This is a genomic window from Photobacterium rosenbergii, assembly GCF_003026455.1.
Lineage (GTDB): Bacteria > Pseudomonadota > Gammaproteobacteria > Enterobacterales > Vibrionaceae > Photobacterium > Photobacterium rosenbergii.
Map to the genome: position 1 here is coordinate 1,253,695 of NZ_PYMB01000001.1, position 15,822 is coordinate 1,269,516.

The 15,822-nt window shown below is 48.0% G+C and carries 17 protein-coding genes and 1 tRNA gene; 7 read left to right on the forward strand and 11 right to left on the reverse strand.

Annotation, left to right across the window (positions count from 1 at the left end; translation table 11 throughout):
• Nucleotides 1-109 precede the first annotated feature (109 nt).
• Together C9J01_RS05925 and C9J01_RS05930 are read left to right on the forward strand one after the other, a co-directional pair.
• Nucleotides 110-958: a hypothetical protein gene (locus C9J01_RS05925; protein ID WP_107297158.1), complete on the forward strand. Its 849-nt coding sequence runs from the start codon at nucleotides 110-112 to the stop codon at nucleotides 956-958.
• Nucleotides 959-1,203: 245 nt separating this feature from the next.
• Complete coding sequence (locus tag C9J01_RS05930; protein ID WP_107297159.1) at nucleotides 1,204-2,223, forward strand: sensor domain-containing diguanylate cyclase; 1,020 nt, start codon at nucleotides 1,204-1,206, stop codon at nucleotides 2,221-2,223.
• A 49-nt stretch (nucleotides 2,224-2,272) separates the two neighbouring features.
• Here C9J01_RS05930 and C9J01_RS05935 read toward each other — a convergent pair whose 3' ends face one another.
• The 3 genes from C9J01_RS05935 to C9J01_RS05945 form a co-directional block, all read right to left on the reverse strand.
• Entirely contained in the window at nucleotides 2,273-2,596 is a 324-nt protein-coding gene (locus C9J01_RS05935) for a hypothetical protein (RefSeq protein ID WP_237156880.1), read from the reverse strand.
• A 205-nt stretch (nucleotides 2,597-2,801) separates the two neighbouring features.
• A tRNA-Ser gene (locus C9J01_RS05940) sits at nucleotides 2,802-2,892 on the reverse strand.
• A gap of 108 nt (nucleotides 2,893-3,000) precedes the next feature.
• Nucleotides 3,001-3,915 (reverse strand): DUF808 domain-containing protein, encoded by a 915-nt coding sequence (locus tag C9J01_RS05945; protein WP_107297160.1) that lies wholly within the window; start codon nucleotides 3,913-3,915, stop codon nucleotides 3,001-3,003.
• Between the two features lie 287 nt (nucleotides 3,916-4,202).
• Between C9J01_RS05945 and C9J01_RS05950 the strand changes: the two genes are divergently transcribed.
• The 5 genes from C9J01_RS05950 to C9J01_RS05970 are packed head-to-tail and all read left to right on the forward strand — an operon-like array spanning nucleotide 4,203 to nucleotide 8,803.
• Nucleotides 4,203-5,366 (forward strand): cytochrome c oxidase subunit II, encoded by a 1,164-nt coding sequence (locus C9J01_RS05950; RefSeq protein WP_107297161.1) that lies wholly within the window; start codon nucleotides 4,203-4,205, stop codon nucleotides 5,364-5,366.
• Nucleotides 5,366-7,150, forward strand: a complete 1,785-nt coding sequence (ctaD, locus tag C9J01_RS05955; protein ID WP_107297162.1) for a cytochrome c oxidase subunit I — start codon at nucleotides 5,366-5,368, stop codon at nucleotides 7,148-7,150. Before C9J01_RS05950 ends, ctaD begins: the two co-directional genes overlap by 1 nt.
• Complete coding sequence (locus C9J01_RS05960; RefSeq protein ID WP_107297163.1) at nucleotides 7,147-7,737, forward strand: cytochrome c oxidase subunit 3; 591 nt, start codon at nucleotides 7,147-7,149, stop codon at nucleotides 7,735-7,737. Before ctaD ends, C9J01_RS05960 begins: the two co-directional genes overlap by 4 nt.
• A gap of 15 nt (nucleotides 7,738-7,752) precedes the next feature.
• Complete coding sequence (locus C9J01_RS05965) at nucleotides 7,753-8,451, forward strand: heme-copper oxidase subunit III family protein (RefSeq protein ID WP_107297164.1); 699 nt, start codon at nucleotides 7,753-7,755, stop codon at nucleotides 8,449-8,451.
• Nucleotides 8,452-8,476: 25 nt separating this feature from the next.
• A complete protein-coding gene (locus C9J01_RS05970; protein ID WP_107297165.1) occupies nucleotides 8,477-8,803 on the forward strand; it encodes a cytochrome C oxidase subunit IV family protein in 327 nt (108 codons plus the stop codon).
• On the opposite strand, the gene C9J01_RS05975 is transcribed toward C9J01_RS05970, so the two are convergent.
• From C9J01_RS05975 to C9J01_RS06010, 8 genes are all read right to left on the reverse strand, one after another.
• Nucleotides 8,796-9,854 (reverse strand): patatin-like phospholipase family protein, encoded by a 1,059-nt coding sequence (locus C9J01_RS05975; protein ID WP_158264493.1) that lies wholly within the window; start codon nucleotides 9,852-9,854, stop codon nucleotides 8,796-8,798. The genes C9J01_RS05970 and C9J01_RS05975 overlap by 8 nt on opposite strands.
• Nucleotides 9,855-10,130: 276 nt before the next feature.
• Nucleotides 10,131-10,835 (reverse strand): NAD(P)H-dependent oxidoreductase, encoded by a 705-nt coding sequence (locus tag C9J01_RS05980; RefSeq protein ID WP_201797789.1) that lies wholly within the window; start codon nucleotides 10,833-10,835, stop codon nucleotides 10,131-10,133.
• Nucleotides 10,836-11,070: 235 nt separating this feature from the next.
• On the reverse strand, nucleotides 11,071-11,571 hold the full coding sequence (locus C9J01_RS05985; protein WP_201797807.1) for a lactoylglutathione lyase family protein: 501 nt from the start codon (nucleotides 11,569-11,571) through the stop codon (nucleotides 11,071-11,073).
• 167 nt (nucleotides 11,572-11,738) lie between these two features.
• On the reverse strand, nucleotides 11,739-12,215 hold the full coding sequence (locus C9J01_RS05990) for an FAD dependent oxidoreductase family protein (RefSeq protein WP_107297168.1): 477 nt from the start codon (nucleotides 12,213-12,215) through the stop codon (nucleotides 11,739-11,741).
• 71 nt (nucleotides 12,216-12,286) lie between these two features.
• The gene (locus C9J01_RS05995) at nucleotides 12,287-13,102 is read right to left on the reverse strand and encodes a phosphodiesterase (RefSeq protein WP_107297169.1); all 816 of its coding nucleotides are present in this window, start codon (nucleotides 13,100-13,102) and stop codon (nucleotides 12,287-12,289) included.
• A 3-nt stretch (nucleotides 13,103-13,105) separates the two neighbouring features.
• On the reverse strand, nucleotides 13,106-14,182 hold the full coding sequence (locus C9J01_RS06000) for an ABC transporter ATP-binding protein (protein ID WP_107297170.1): 1,077 nt from the start codon (nucleotides 14,180-14,182) through the stop codon (nucleotides 13,106-13,108).
• Between the two features lie 27 nt (nucleotides 14,183-14,209).
• On the reverse strand, nucleotides 14,210-14,992 hold the full coding sequence (locus tag C9J01_RS06005) for an ABC transporter permease (RefSeq protein ID WP_107297171.1): 783 nt from the start codon (nucleotides 14,990-14,992) through the stop codon (nucleotides 14,210-14,212).
• A gap of 3 nt (nucleotides 14,993-14,995) precedes the next feature.
• Nucleotides 14,996-15,808 carry an ABC transporter permease gene (locus C9J01_RS06010; RefSeq protein ID WP_107297172.1) on the reverse strand — a complete coding sequence of 271 codons (813 nt, stop codon included), beginning with the start codon at nucleotides 15,806-15,808 and terminating at the stop codon, nucleotides 14,996-14,998.
• Between the last annotated feature and the right edge of the window lie 14 nt (nucleotides 15,809-15,822).

Below are 15,822 nucleotides of genomic sequence, written 5' to 3' on the forward strand. Positions count from 1 at the left end.
AAATCCGATATACTTAAAACCATGCTATTTTTGTGACACGTGTAACATTTTGTATACCAATACAATGTTGCTGTTCTGTCATGTGGTTGGCTTAGGAGGTAGATGCGTGATGTTCCCGTTAGCTAAAAAACTCTTCCCATTTTCCCTAATCATTCCTTTGCTAATCAGTGGCTGTAGTTCCGACCCAGACACCGTAAGGCGAACTGGGGAGTACAGCTTTTACGATTCCACCCAAAGCTTTATTGCCTTGACTGATGCCCGCCGTAACGGTGCTGTGGTAGATAAAGGGGTGTTTTATCCCAAGAACACCTTTGCTTATACTTACAGATATTGCTCCGATAGCCCTCAACAAGCGGCCAATGATATTGCTGAATACCAAGTACTTGCCAAACGAGTCTGTGATACTAATAACGGACAGTTGATCAACCAAGCCAGTGGCACATGGTGTGTTGTTGGTGCTAACACGCCCAACGAGCAACCGCTTTTCTCCGCCAAAATTACTAGCACTGCATTGTGGGCGGACTTATGTTTAGACGGCCCTTTTGTTACTTTAAGGCTAAATGAAAATACCCAAGCCAACCAAAGCCAATGGTTTGAGAGTGCGCAAGTGCTTGGCTATGAGCCCTATTCACCATTGCGTAAAATGGCTCCTGCAGGCGTGACCATGCATGCAATTAACCAGCCTGCATCCCCTTCGACAGCCCCATGGAGTGATGAGAGCCGGTATATTTACTCCAGTGTCGGAGCAACAGTATGCCTGTATGACCACCCACACCAAACCAATATGGGCCACACATACCGCGGCCAGGTGTTTAGCGTAAATGACGGATTGGTGAAGGTTTCCGTAAAAGATAAATTCAAGGGGGATATCCGAACCGCCCCAGCATTAGAAAAAGAGAAATGGCATCGTTCTTCTTATATTACCGCTCCTGCCAACTCCTGGTTTGTTTGCTCCTAAATTATCTCCTTTTTCTCACTATAACGAAGATTACTATGGGAGAGCTAAATGCTCTCCTAGTAGTAGTTTTCAGCTTCGACACCCTGTACAGCACTCAAGACATACGTAGTTTAACTTTGCATATTTAGCGAACAGTTCTCCTTCATACATTCAAAAGTCTCTACCAATATCACAAAACATAACCCTACAAATAATGCTATCAATTTGCCTGAATATACTTACCTTACTCAGCTGGAGGTAAAAGAATGTTTGATCGGACTAAATGTTTAGCTTCAAATGAACACCCCGAACTGAACTTGGAAAAATGGCAAAAAACTGTCGACCTGATATCACAGTTATTCAATTGTGCATGCGGTGCCATTGTTCAATTACGTGATGATGAGTTTTTTACCGTCCGATCTAGTCAAAATAGAGATAACTTTCTCAAACGTAGTGATGCTTGGCCCTATGAGATGAATAGCTTTTGCCGTCATGTTATCGAGAAAGGTGGGGCACTCTATGTTGCCGATCCAGAAAGTGATCCTGAGTGGAGCCAAATTCCTTTTGTGAAAGAAGGCCCTATTCGCTCCTACTTTGGCATGCCTATATATTGGCCAGACAATACGGTATTTGGCACCATATGCGCCATTGATACCAATCCAACTGAGTATAATGACACCTTATACCAACTGCTCGATCAACTCAGGGAGTTAATTAGTGCAGACCTTAAACTCATCGATGCATATGAAAATGTCAAAAACCTCGCCCTCACCGATGAACTAACCGGGTTATATAATCGCCGAGGGTTATCCTTTATGGCCCAAAAAACGCTGCAAAATAAAACGGATCTCAATCGTTCAATTGCCATAGCCTATTTTGATTCGGATAACCTGAAACAAATCAATAACCAACTAGGCCATGACTGCGGTGATATTGCCATTCAAGCCTTAGCATCTGAGATCCGAAAACTGACGCGCTCTACGGATATTATCGCACGTGTAGGGGGAGACGAGTTTATTCTTGTATTGAGCAATATGAGTGAAACTTTATTGAAGCAAAGATGCCGGCAAATTGAAGCCAACTATCAGGCCAATCTTGCTAGCAGAAAGGAGTTTGAGCTGTTCACTGAAGATTACGGAGTGAGTTATGGGTGTATATGCGTCGAAATCAACGAGAAACTGGATCTAGCCGAGCTATATATCTTGGCTGATAAGCTAATGTACACCAATAAAATGAAGAAGAAGGAATTGTTGAGTAATGACATGGCTGAAGGCACAGGTTGGTAGCAGCTTTGTCTGACTTGCTGCTACCCAACAACCCAACGCTAAGTCATGTTTAGTACTTCAGGTACAACATTTTACGCAGTTTATCGCAACGTACTTTATCCAGACGGTCGCCTAAGTAATCCCCATCTTCAGCAGCCTTTTTCATCAACAATGCTGTGGCTCGCTCGTTATCCGGTAATTTTTTGTACTCATCATATGTATGAAGTTTAAGAAGCTTGTACTTAGACTGCTGGCTCGACTGCGCCACATTGTCATAGCAATAGATCATCGCTCCCGCATTGGCACCCACCTTTGCGGCATCTGAAACGGCATAGGCATTGCCGATAACAAACAACCAAGCTGAAGCTACGATAAGTGTCATCATTTTTTTCATTTATCCCACCTGCATTTTCGATTCTTATGAAGCCCCAACGCACATGAGTCACGTACTTGAGGAGTCGCAGAGCGAAAATATCAAATACCAGATGACGGTTATTACCATATGACGCCAACTAGTAGATAAAGGGGTTAAACGTGGCGGAGCGCCTAAACTCAACGCATACGAAAAAGGCCTTGTCTTGCGACAAGGCCTTCGAATGTGGCGGAGAGATAGGGATTTGAACCCTAGATACGCTATTAACGTATGCCGGTTTTCAAGACCGGTGCTTTCAACCACTCAGCCATCTCTCCGTAAGTGCGGCGTATAGTAATGTAGGATTTTCTTGTTGTAAACCCTACAAATAACCGAATGCTCAGTTAACCACCAATTTCGGTGTATTTATCGAAAATAGTGATTCATTAGGCCACTGCATCGCGAATACGTCGGTAAACCGTCACTAAAAAAAGAACGACTGCACCACTGAACAAGCCTATTGCTGCATTGACAAACGCAGGCAACATAAGAGCGCCACCAGGAACCACCGCTGCTTGGTGGGTTAAATGTTCAATCAAAACATGCGAGTGCGGCATACTGTGCACCACAATGCCGCCGCCGACCAAAAACATAGCAATGGTGCCAACGATGGCCAAGAACTTCATCAAGTAAGGGGCTGATTTTACCAAGGTCTCGCCGAAACCCCGCTTTAATGTGCCCGGGTCACTGGTTCGGACAAGGTAAAGACCACCATCATCCAGTTTAACGATGCCAGCAACCAAACCATAAACACCGATGGTCATACATAGGGCGATCACACTAACCACCAGCACCTGGGTCAGCATGGCGGATTCCTGTACCGTACCCAGAGCGATCACAATAATCTCCGCAGAGAGGATAAAGTCCGTCCGGATTGCACCTTGTATTTTCTTTTTTTCAAAATCGGCAATATCTTGGGGGTTATCCAGTTGTTTAAGCTCTTCGTCCTCATGCGGCCTAGGGGGATGGAGCATTTTCTCCACCACTTTTTCAAAGCCTTCGAAACACAGAAACAAACCGCCAATGAGTAGCATCGGTGTGATAAGCCAAGGCGCAAAGGCGCTAATCAGCAGCGCAGTTGGCACCAGGATCAGCTTATTGCGAAACGACCCCTTGGCGACAGCCCACACCACAGGAATTTCACGCTCGGCACGTACCCCCGACACCTGCTGGGCGTTAAGCGCCAAGTCATCTCCCAGCACCCCGGCGGTTTTGCGTGCCGCCACTTTGCTCATGACCGCCACATCATCGAGTACGGTGGCAATATCATCTAACAGAGTTAATAAGCTCGCTCCGGCCACTAATCACCTCTTTATCTTTATTGTACTGATTAACTGTAGTGAATATTTAACGGTTCTAGCCACCACGGAGAAGCAATCAAGAGACTGCCTCTGAATAAGAAATTCATTGAAGATCTCGCGGCATCGAGGATCCCCCGCTAGAATGTAACAAGATATTACCATTAATCAGCCTCTTGGCGAGATAGATATTATTCAGCGATGACCTACTAATCGCTACTTTGGGAACTCTTTCAGTCACATTTCATTATCACGGAAGCTAGCTTACCTATTTGCGAGGTGACAGGCTTATGGCGATTGCCATTGTCTTGATAGTGATAGTTGTGGCATCCATTGCCTTTCATTTCCTCAGCCCTTGGTGGTTGACGCCTGCTGCCTCAAACTGGGGCGAAATTGACGATGCCTTCAACCTAACCTTGGTGATCACCGGTGCCTTTTTTATTGTCATCAACTTAATGATTGCCTGGTTCGTGTTCAAATACCGTCACCGCAAAGGCCACAAATCCACTTACCAACCAGACAACAAACGCCTCGAAGCTTGGCTTATTGGCTTAACTACTGTGGCGATAATCGGGCTATTGGCGCCCGGGCTAGTCGTTTATGGCAAATTCGTGGCTGTACCTGATGATGCCAAAGAAGTGGAAGTGGTTGGCGAGCAATGGAAATGGAGCTTTCGCTTCCCGGGAGAGGATAACCAACTGGGCAAATCAGACGTGCGGTTTATCAGCCCAACTAACCCATTGGGGGTTGATCCTGATGACCCGGCTTCCAGCGATGACAAGATCATACTGACCCCCGAGCTGCACCTACCACTCTACTCACCCTACAAGGTATTGCTCAGATCCAAAGATGTCCTGCATGATTTCAATGTGCCGCAATTTCGCGCCAAGATGGATATGGTGCCAGGTAGCGTGACTTACTTTTGGCTAACCCCCACCCAACGCGGCACCTTTGATATTTTATGCGCGGAACTGTGCGGTGTAGGCCACTTCAATATGCGCGGCAGAGTGGTTGTAGAAGATGATGCCCAATTTGGCCGCTGGCTAGCCAAACAACCAACCTTTGCCCAAACCCAGCAACCTGCATCCGAAAGGGATGGACCCGTCACCGATCCGGTCGAACATGGTAAAACCCTGTCTGAAGTTAACGGCTGTATCGGTTGCCACAGTATCGATGGCAAACCCGGTGTCGGCCCTACTTGGCAAGGGTTATACGGCAAAACCGAAACCTTATCAGATGATACCCAAGTGCAGGTGGATGATGAGTATCTCAAAGCCGCTATTCTCAACCCCAACGCTGAGGTCGTCAAAGGCTACCCAGCCATCATGCCTGCCTACCAATTTAGTGATGATGAACTGGACGCCATCATTGCATACATCAAGGCAGTTTCATCGCCACAGGTCGATTCTGACGCAGGCAATAACGAGAAAGAAAATAACGAGGGAGCAGAATAATGTTTGAAACCAGCCCCTATGCCGTGAAAAAGCGTCCGCAGTCTTTCTGGACCAAATATGTCTGGAGCCAAGACCACAAGGTTATTGCTATCCAATACACACTCACTGCTATTGCCATGGGGATGATAGCGCTTGTGCTCTCTTGGATCATGCGATTGCAACTCGGCTTCCCCGGCAAATTCGACTTTATCGACGTCAATCTTTATTACCAGTCCATGACCCTGCACGGCATGATTATGGTGGTCTACCTGCTGACTGCCTTGTTCCTAGGTGGTTTCGGCAATTACCTTATCCCTTTGATGGTCGGTGCAAGGGATATGGTTTTCCCCTACCTCAACATGCTCAGTTTCTGGTTTTACTTTCTTGCCTCACTTATTTTAGTCGCCAGCTTTTTTGTTACCGGCGGGCCGACTGGAGCCGGTTGGACGCTCTATCCGCCGCAAGCCATCATGCCCGGTACGCCCGGTACCGACTGGGGGATAGTACTGATGCTTATCTCGTTAGCGGTGTTCATTGTTGCCGCTACCATGGGTGGGCTTAACTATGTCACCACGGTGCTGCAGGCCCGGACAGAGGGCATGACCCTATTACGCATGCCACTGACGGTATGGGGTATTTTCACCGCCTCTGCGATGGCACTACTGGCCTTCCCTGCCTTGCTGGTCAGCGCGATCATGATGTTGTTCGATAAACTGCTGGGTTCAAGTTTTTTCATGCCCGCCATCTATTCGATGGGTCAGCAGGCCGGATACGACGGCGGTAGCCCGATCCTATTCCAGCACTTGTTCTGGTTCTTTGGCCACCCGGAAGTGTATATCGTGGCCCTGCCCGCATTCGGCATTGTCTCTGATCTCATCAGTATCCATGCCCGCAAAAACATCTTCGGCTACAAAATGATGGTCTGGGCGATACTGGGTATTGCGGCTCTGAGTTTTATCGTATGGGCCCACCATATGTATGTCAGTGGTATGAATCCCTATTTTGGTTTCTTTTTTGCCACTACTACGTTAGTCATTGCAGTTCCCACGGCAATCAAAGTCTATAACTGGCTGTTCACCCTCTGGCGCGGCGATATTCACCTCAGCCTGCCGATGCTTTTCGCTATCGCCTTTATGAGCAGCTTCATCATCGGCGGGCTAACCGGTTTGTTCCTAGGTAACGTGATTGTCGATATCCCGCTCTCCGACACCTACTTTGTGGTGGCCCATTTCCACATGGTAATGGGGGTCTCACCTATTCTAGTTATCTTCGGTGGGATCTATCACTGGTACCCTAAGGTAACCGGTAGGATGATGAACCAAGCCATGGGGCATATTCATTTTTGGGTCACCTTCCTTGGCACCTATGCTATTTACTTCCCGATGCACTACCTCGGCATCCTTGGCATGCCAAGGCGTTATTACAACTGGGATGATTACAGTTTCATCCCAGAATCTGCGCAATCGATGAATGCCTTTATCACTATTGCGGCACTGGTTGTCGGTGCAGCCCAGATCCTGTTCTTGGTGAACCTGTTCTGGAGCTGGAAATTGGGCAAGGTTGCTGACAGCAACCCGTGGAAAGCCACTTCGCTTGAATGGTTTACCCCAGACACGCCGCCCAAGCATGGGAATTGGGGAGAAGAACTCCCTGTCGTTTACCGTTGGGCCTATGATTTCAGCGTTCCCGGTCATGACAAAGACTTCATTCCGCAAACACAGTCACCAGTAGCAGAGCCAACCACCGACTCATCAGGCGGAGGTGGTAGCGAATCGACGGCAAAGGCCGATAAGGAGCGATCATGAGCAAATCAGTCGAAACACTGACCCAAGATCCCAACGCTCGCTACAGAAGCCAACTTCAGGCACCGACATCAACCGCCGTCTGGTTGCTTATCGCCGTTATCACTATGTTCTTTTTCCTATTTACGGTTGCTTACCGGATAAGGATGACGCTGCCTGACTGGCAGCCTATCAGCGAACCTTGGCAACTCGCTGTCAGCACCGTGATGTTAGTCATGAGCTGCGTCACTATGCATCTGTGTTATCGCAAAGCGGCATTGCTTCCCTCATTGCGGGCGAACCATGCCTTGTTGGTGTGGACAGTCATTTTCACCTTCGGCTTTGTATTTAGCCAATTGTGGGCGTGGCAAGCCTTGCTAGAGGCTAACCTCGGCGTAGGCAGTTCTCCTGCCGCCAGCTTTTTCTACCTGCTGACCGGGTTGCATGGCTTGCACGTTCTCGGCGGGCTAATTGCCCTTAGTTGGGTCGTTTTCCACGCAGGGAGGGGGCATCACAATCAGCTCTATCCGGCCCTTCGGCTTTGCACCCGCTACTGGCATTTTTTATTGTTTGTATGGCTGTTTTTACTCGGCCTACTTCGTTTGACATAACGGGAGGTGTTCCCCATGCCTCGTTCTGCTTATTCCGATGACCATCCAACTCACCATGCATGGGCATCAATAGTCAATGATTACGCTGCCGACAAAGCAGTGTTCAAGGTCTCATCCAACAAAACGATGATGTGGATATTCCTGCTCAGCGATATCTTTGTCTTCGGCTGCTTCCTGGTCGGCTACATGGCGGTAAGGATGACCACCACCGAGCCTTGGCCCAGCCCGAGTGAAGTCTTTGCCCTGACTATTGCCGGGCATTCCATCCCATTGGTACTGATTGCGATCATGACCTTCATCCTCATTACCAGCAGCGGCACCATGGCGATGGCCGTTAACTGTGGCTACCAAAACAAGCGGGGAGCAACCGCGTTACTGATGCTCATCACCGCCTTGCTCGGCCTCAGCTTTGTCGGTATGCAGGCATTCGAATGGAGCAAGCTTATAGAGGATGGTTTCCGGCCATGGGGGAACGAGGACGGTGCCGCACAATTCGGTGCCTGCTTTTTCATGATCACCGGTTTCCACGGCCTGCACGTGACGGTCGGTGTTATCTATCTACTGATCGTGGCGTGGAAAGTGTGGCGGGGAGACTATGAACGGCGGGGTAACACATCACAAGGAAATTACGAGATCGTCGAGATAGCTGGTTTGTACTGGCACTTCGTCGACCTTGTCTGGGTCTTTATCTTTGCGTTTTTCTATCTCTGGTAGCGAACTCCTGAAGGAGGACACGCATATGGCTAGCTCAACAAAAAACAACACCCAGCAAAAACACCCGATCAGCCTCTACTTGGGAATTTGGCTACTGCTTTTCGTACTCAGCGCACTGTCATATATGGTGGATTATTACCAGCTAGAAGGGTTTCTGCGCTGGAGCTTAATCTTAGTGTTCATGGCGCTGAAAGCGGGACTTATCGCCAGTATCTTCATGCACATGCTATGGGAGCGAATGGCCCTGGTCTGCACGATATTCCTCCCACCGCTAGTGCTATTGGTGCTCGTCATCCTCATGGCGAGCGAAGCAGAGTATATCTTCGCCCTACGGGAGAGATTCTTTAGTTAGCAGACAGCACTTCAGCTTCTGCTTTATAAAACTCTGGCAGTGATGGAGGAAGGGCCTGCCAAGCTCTCCCTTGCTCCATTTTTGCGTGGCTGTAATCAAAGAGATCCGTCATAAATTCACTGCTGTAAGACGAAACATCTTCCGGTGCCTCAAAGTCATCATCAATATAAGCTAGGTTGAAATGAATCCCCTGCTGACGGGCGAAATGGTAAATATGTTCGACATCGCCAATCCCTTGATTAAGCAATAAAGTGTTAATTGCCCTTTCACTAATCTGACTCAACCGGGAGGACACTGGCTGGAATTCCGATTTCAGGCTGCCGTTACGGATCACATAGAGGTTCTGTTCAATATCGACATCACGTAAGTCTACCCATGAAGGGGCAAAAAAGACCTGTCGTACCACCCCGCCATCAACATGCAATTCGTCAAACTGTTGACCGCCTTGCTCGAATTCAATCTTTCTTGCTGGGAATGCACCCGGTATCGAACTGCTAGCAATAATGATTTCTTGGATCAATGCTGTTGCCTGGGGAGTAGCATGCTCAGCGATCTGGCCGATATTCCAAAGAGAAAGCCGTTGGTTATCGATATTAGTGGTACCGATCACCAAATGCCGCCCGGCCCTATTCTGCTCTGCAACTTCAGCCACTAAGTCATCAGTCACAATACGGCGGACTTTCTCCTCGAAAGGTGTGGTATCCAGCAGGGATTGGTTACGCACAAGCGAAAAGATATTTCTGAAATGGAATAAATCGGTGAAATCAGTTTCGGTGTAAAGCTCGGTCAGCACATCGTCATAATCACTACCAAGGTATGCAAAGACAGAAACAATGGCTCCGGTAGAGATCCCGGTGACCACATCAAACTGTGGCCTGTCTCCCCGCTCTGTCCAAGCGGTCAAAATACCTGCAGAGAATGCACCATTGAAGCCGCCACCGGACAGGGCCAGATAATTTAGACTCTGCTTATCTTGGCTCTCTTCAATCCAGGTCTCGGTTTTACTTTGAATCAAGCCGTTTAGCTCTGTGGGGTTATATTCGTCCCACATCCTGATCGCCTCAAATGAATGAGGCATCATTGTAAAAGTAACCGGATCGGGATTACGCTCCGTGCTTGAGCACGCAGTGAGTACAACAGCCAACAATAAAGCACCAAAGCGCTGCACAATTTATTCCTCAAAATATAACTACGAAATATTGTATGAGGAGTAGCTGTAAGGCGGCTGAATCAATTAGTAACGGAATCTATTAGATTCACACACATCGAAAAACAAAAAGCCCGCATAGACATATCCAATGCGGGCTTAGCGTCAGTCAACTATTACTTAGAACCAAGATACAACCTGATCCATTTCACGGCGGGTCTTGGCAAACGGAGGCTCATCTTCACGGTAACCCAAAGCAACCATAACCGCTGGTTTGTATACTTTAGGATCAATACCAAAGTGCTGTTCCAGTACTTCAATGGTTTTATCCATTTCAAACCCTTCGATTGGGCATGAGTCGATACCAAGCAATGCCGCTGCAGTCATCACGTTACCCAGTGCAATATAAGCCTGGCGGGCTGACCATTCGGTAATTTGCTGCTCGCCTTCAATCTTGAAATCATGCTCTTGGAATTTCTGGAAAGCCTGATTGATAAAACCAATCACCTCTTCCGGCAACTTCTTCACTTCACGCATGTGTTGCTGTTGATATTCAGAGTTGTGCTTCATTGTTGCATCGGTATGGGCAAGGAAAATGACAAAATGGCTTGCCGTACCCAGCTGTCCTGCCGTGCCATTGAATGCACCGTTTGCACCCCAGCTGAACTCACGGAACAGTTCGCGCTTCTCTGGTGACTGGACAACGAGGATCTGCCACGGTTCAAAGCCAAACGAGCTAGGTGACAAGCGTGCCGCTTCCAAAATGGTATTGAATTCGTCATCGCCGATCTTACGAGTAGGATCAAACACTTTCGTTGCGTGGCGAGAGTTGAATGCTTCTAGGATTTGCGCCTGAACGTCTTGGGTTGGTTTGATATCTTTCACTTTACTAGCCCTATTTCACTTCGTTATGGACAATTCTTCCCACACAGTATTTCAATCTGTCATCCTGTGCGGCTTGGTGGCTAGTTTGATGGTTTTAGCGTGAAGGAAAAAGGGTTAGAGGAGCCAATGACTTTGGTTCATTCTGTCCATAATTGTCATCAGGGGTATTTCCCCAAAAGAAAACCTCACACCAACATACTGTTAGGTGTGAGGTTGTGAAAGATAAAATGGCGAATCAATTATAAGCCCCCGCAGAATAAGTTAGCTCATAGCTGTGTGAGTAAATCTCGAGGATATTGCCAAACGGGTCTTCCATGTAGATCATGCGGTAAGGTTTCTCTCCCGGGTAGTAATAACGCGGCTCTTTCATCCGTTTTTTGCCCCCGGCGGCCACCACTTTTTCTGCGAGTCCTTCGACATCGGGGTCCTGAACACAGAAATGGAAGATACCGGTTTTCCAGTACTCGAAATTATCTTCGGGGTTCTCTTGGTTCTTGAACTCGAAGATCTCAACCCCTACCCGGTCTCCGGTCGAAAGGTGGGCGATACGAAAGCGCTCCCATCCCGCCCCGAATACATCGGTACACATTTCACCAATTGCGGAGTCGTCTTCGAGGATTTCAGTCGGCTCCATGATCAGATACCAACCCATAACTTCGGTATAAAATTTTACTGCAGCATCGAGGTCCGGTACCGAGATACCGATGTGTGAAAAGGTACGTGGATAAGGGATCATCATTTCACCTCTCTATCAACCTGAGGGCACTCATTGCCTTCAATTGTGGTGGGAAGATGATGAAAGAATAGTTGCCTTTGGGTGAAATATAAAATTATCGACCAAGTTAGGCTGGATAATTTTAATTAGTAAAAATATAGAGTTACGCTATATATTATACGCAGGTTCTAAGCTGCTCGATCACCTGCTTTATCTAACCATTTCTTGTTGAGATAGCGATAAATCGCAGCTTGCTCTCCTGCCGACAAAGACCAACCCAATTGATGGTGGCGCCACAGTATATCCTCGGCAAACACGACATAGCCTTCACTTATTAGGTAATCAATTTCTGCTGCATAAATATCGCTAGCAATTAACTCCCCCATATCTTCAGGGTGTTCAACACCAGCTAGGAAGTGAAATACCTCCTCACCAAACATTTCAGCGTACCGGTTACGTGCAGAAGACGGTATCCAGTTAAAGCTCTGACCGAGCCAACCAAGGATATCACCCCCAATTAGGGCGCTCTCTTTTGGAGTCGTAATCAAGGAGGCGTTAATCAACATTTGCTCTATGCGGTTTATACCTCTTTTGACTGCAAGGTCCATTTTTCGGTAAAACAACCGCCAATCAGCGATAGGAAAGAGAGGAAAATCAGCTAACATCAGGGCTCTTCATTGTTATGTGTAAAGTGCCCCTGCAAAATGCAGAGGACACTCATTATCAAACGACAGGATCAGTCGATAAGTTGATTGTTTTCATCAAAGAACGGATAAGGCCCGTCAGCATCATCGATATAGCTGATATGGCTGGTTATCCCCTCGGGTGACAGCCTAAACAACTGGATGGCAACCGGCTCCAAAGAAAAAGATGATGGCGCTTTAGGGTCTAGATCCAATGACACCGAATGGCTGTGGGAAGGCCCGACCCATACCGGTAATCCCTGCCAGGTAGCAAAAATAGGCCGGTGCAAGTGCCCTGCAACAATACCTTTAACATGGGAATAGCGCTGCAACACCTGATAAAGCTCATCGTCATTGAGCAGTTTCTGGACATCCATATGCGATAATCCAACCGTCATCGGCGGATGGTGCATAAACAACAGAGCCGGTTTATCTTGGCACTGAGCCAATTCATTGTCCAACCACTCAAGTGAAGATTGCGCCAGCATGCCATATGGCTTTCCTACCACGGAAGTATCTAACCCTATCAATTGGTAGCCACCCGCAAACTCGGAAAAATGGCAATACTCATGCTCGGCGAAAGTGGCAATCGTGCCCAGCGCTTCGCGCAAATGGGTGCGATGGTCGTGGTTACCCGGAACTACCTTGAGCACCGGTCTGAGTTTGGCCAATTCAGGATAAATCACCTCGTATTCGCAAGGTTCGCCAAAGTCTGCCAAGTCGCCGGTAACAACGACCATATCCGGCATCGGTTTGAGGTTATTGATGTGCTCAACGGCATTTTGCAAACACTTTAAGGTATCGACCTTGCGGTAAGCCCGCTTTCCTGCCTTCTTGATGTGCAGATCGGTTAATTGTGCAATCAACATGAATTATTGCCCCTTCAACAAGACAACACGTTGTGGATTGAACATCAACACAATCTCTTGCTGGTCAATGTATTCCTCCCGAGCGAAGCAATCGACGCAGACGGGTTCCTGCTCCTCACCCACTTCCGCCATGACCCGGGTTCTGTCACCTAGGAATACACTGGATATCACCTTACCCGGCACACCCTGCTGACCGGCAGGGAATATTTCGATATCTTCAGGGCGGACCATTGCCATTACCGCCTTACCGGTTTCGACCCCATGTAGGAGATCCGACGATAGAGGCATGACCGCACCTTCACCCAAGTCAAGGGCATCGCCAGAGCGGACACCAATCAGGTAATTCATCTGGCCAATAAAGTCTGCGACAAATTTGCTTTTCGGCGCGAGGTAAATGTCTTCGGCACTGCCTATTTGGGCTATTTCACCATGTTCCAGAACAGCAATACGATCGCCCATCACCATGGCTTCTTCCTGATCGTGTGTTACGTAAATAGCGGTAATGCCAAGACGTTTTAGCAACGCATTGATATCGGTGCGCAGGCGCTTCTTCAACTGGGCATCCAATGCCGAAAGCGGTTCATCCAACAATAGGACCTGAGGCTGAGTAATAATCGCCCGGGCCAAGGCAACACGTTGGCGCTGACCGCCCGATAGCTGGTCAATACCGCGGTTGGCATAAGGCGTCAGGTCAAACATTTCAAGCATTTCCGCGACTTTGGGCTGGCGAACCTCTTTACTCTCACCACGCACTCGCAGACCATACTCTATGTTTTCAGTGACATTCATATTGGGGAACAAGGCGTAAGACTGGAAAACCATACCAACCCGGCGAGACTCAATCGGCAGTTTGGTGACATCCTGATTGCCAAACATGATCTGGCTGCCTTCATCGGCAAACTCGAGGCCGGCAATCAATCGCAGCGTGGTTGTCTTGCCGCAACCCGAAGGGCCTAGCAGCACCAGGATCTCCCCGGCATCAATGCCCAAATCCAATGGTTTTAACGCTAGGGTACCGTCGTCAAACGTCTTTTGAACATTTTTTAGCGTAATGGCAACGCTAGAACTTTTTAAACTCATTTTTAACTATCTCACTGAAAGTCGCTGCTATTTCGCTGCTTTCTTGTTAAACATCTGCGCTGCCACAAGCAAAGGCATAATCAAGCACAAGAAGATCAAGGTGTAAGCTGAACTCACTTCAAGCCGCATCGAGGCGTAGGAATCAGCTAGGCCAACCGGCAAGGTTTTGGTCAGCGGGGTATGCAGCATCCATGTCAGGTTGAATTCGCCGACCGACAGGGTCAGGGTCATCAAAATACCGCTGATAATACCCGTTTTGCAGTTCGGTACTATCACATGGAAGAACCGCTGCCAGAATGTCGCCCCCAAACTTGCCGCGCCTTCTTCCAACACTTTGAAGTTGATACTATTTAGCACAGCCAATACTGACTTCACCATAAATGGCAGGGTGAAGATAACGTGACCGACCAGGATAAATAGCCAACTGCTCCGGAAATCACTGAATCCACCGTAAACAGAAATAATACCCAGTGAAATCGCCATACCCGGGATGGCAATTGGTAGTGTCAGGCACTCTTCAAATACGGCGCTGAACTTAGAACGTTTACTGGCAAGGTAGTAGGCACAGGGCACCCCAACCAACATATTGATCAAGGTGGTCGCCAACGCAATTTGTAGCGTTAACCAAATCGTATCCGAATACAGCGTCCATACCTGCTCTACCCATTTCAGGGTCAACCCACTTTTCACCCCGACAAAGTAATTATTGGTCAAGCCAGCGGTCACCGACATCAGAACCGGCACAATCAAAAAGGCACATGTCAAAATCGTAAACAGCAACTGGGCATAGAAGAACTTATCTTTTTTCATCACTTAACCTCCCATACTGACCGATGCTGCACCCTTGATACGCGCAACAGCCAAGCAAACCCAGGTAATACCACCTAGCACCAAGCTGAGTGCCGCAGCCATGGCAAAATTGGCATTGAGTGTAAATTCGGTATAAATCGTCATCGGTAACACATTGATGTTGGTGGCCAATGTAAAAGCGGTACCAAATGCCCCCATCGAGGTAGCAAAACATACCGAACCCGATGAAACCAAACCTGGAGTCAGTGCTGGCAGGGTAATATCCCTTAAGATTTGCCAGCGGTTGGCCCCGAGGGATCTCCCTGCTTCGAGCAAGCTGTGATCCAACTTCTCCGCCGCGCCCATTACCGTCAGCACGACCCGAGGAATGGAGAAATACAAATATCCGAGGAACAGGCCAGCCATTGTGTAGGCAAACATCCAGCGCTCACCGGTCAGAGCTAGGCTAACTTGGGCAATCAACCCCTGGCGGCCTGCCAACATGATGACGAAAAAGCCAATAACCACGCCCGGAAAGGCCAATGGGAAGCTCAACATCGCGACCAGCAATGACTTGCCTTTAAAGTCATTCTTGGTCAGGAATAAGCCAATAACGGTTGAAATGACCAAACTGGCTAAGGTTACCAATACCGACAAAACGATGGTGGACAGCAAACTCGAGTAATACGCTGGACGGGTCAATATATACCAGTAACTCATTCCACCGTCGCTCTCAAATGAGAGCCAAAATAGTTTTGCCACCGGCAACAAAAAGAAAGCAAGGCTAATTATCAGTGCTGGAATAATTAGCAAACCATGATGTATTTTTTTATTCATGCCATTAGAGGGTG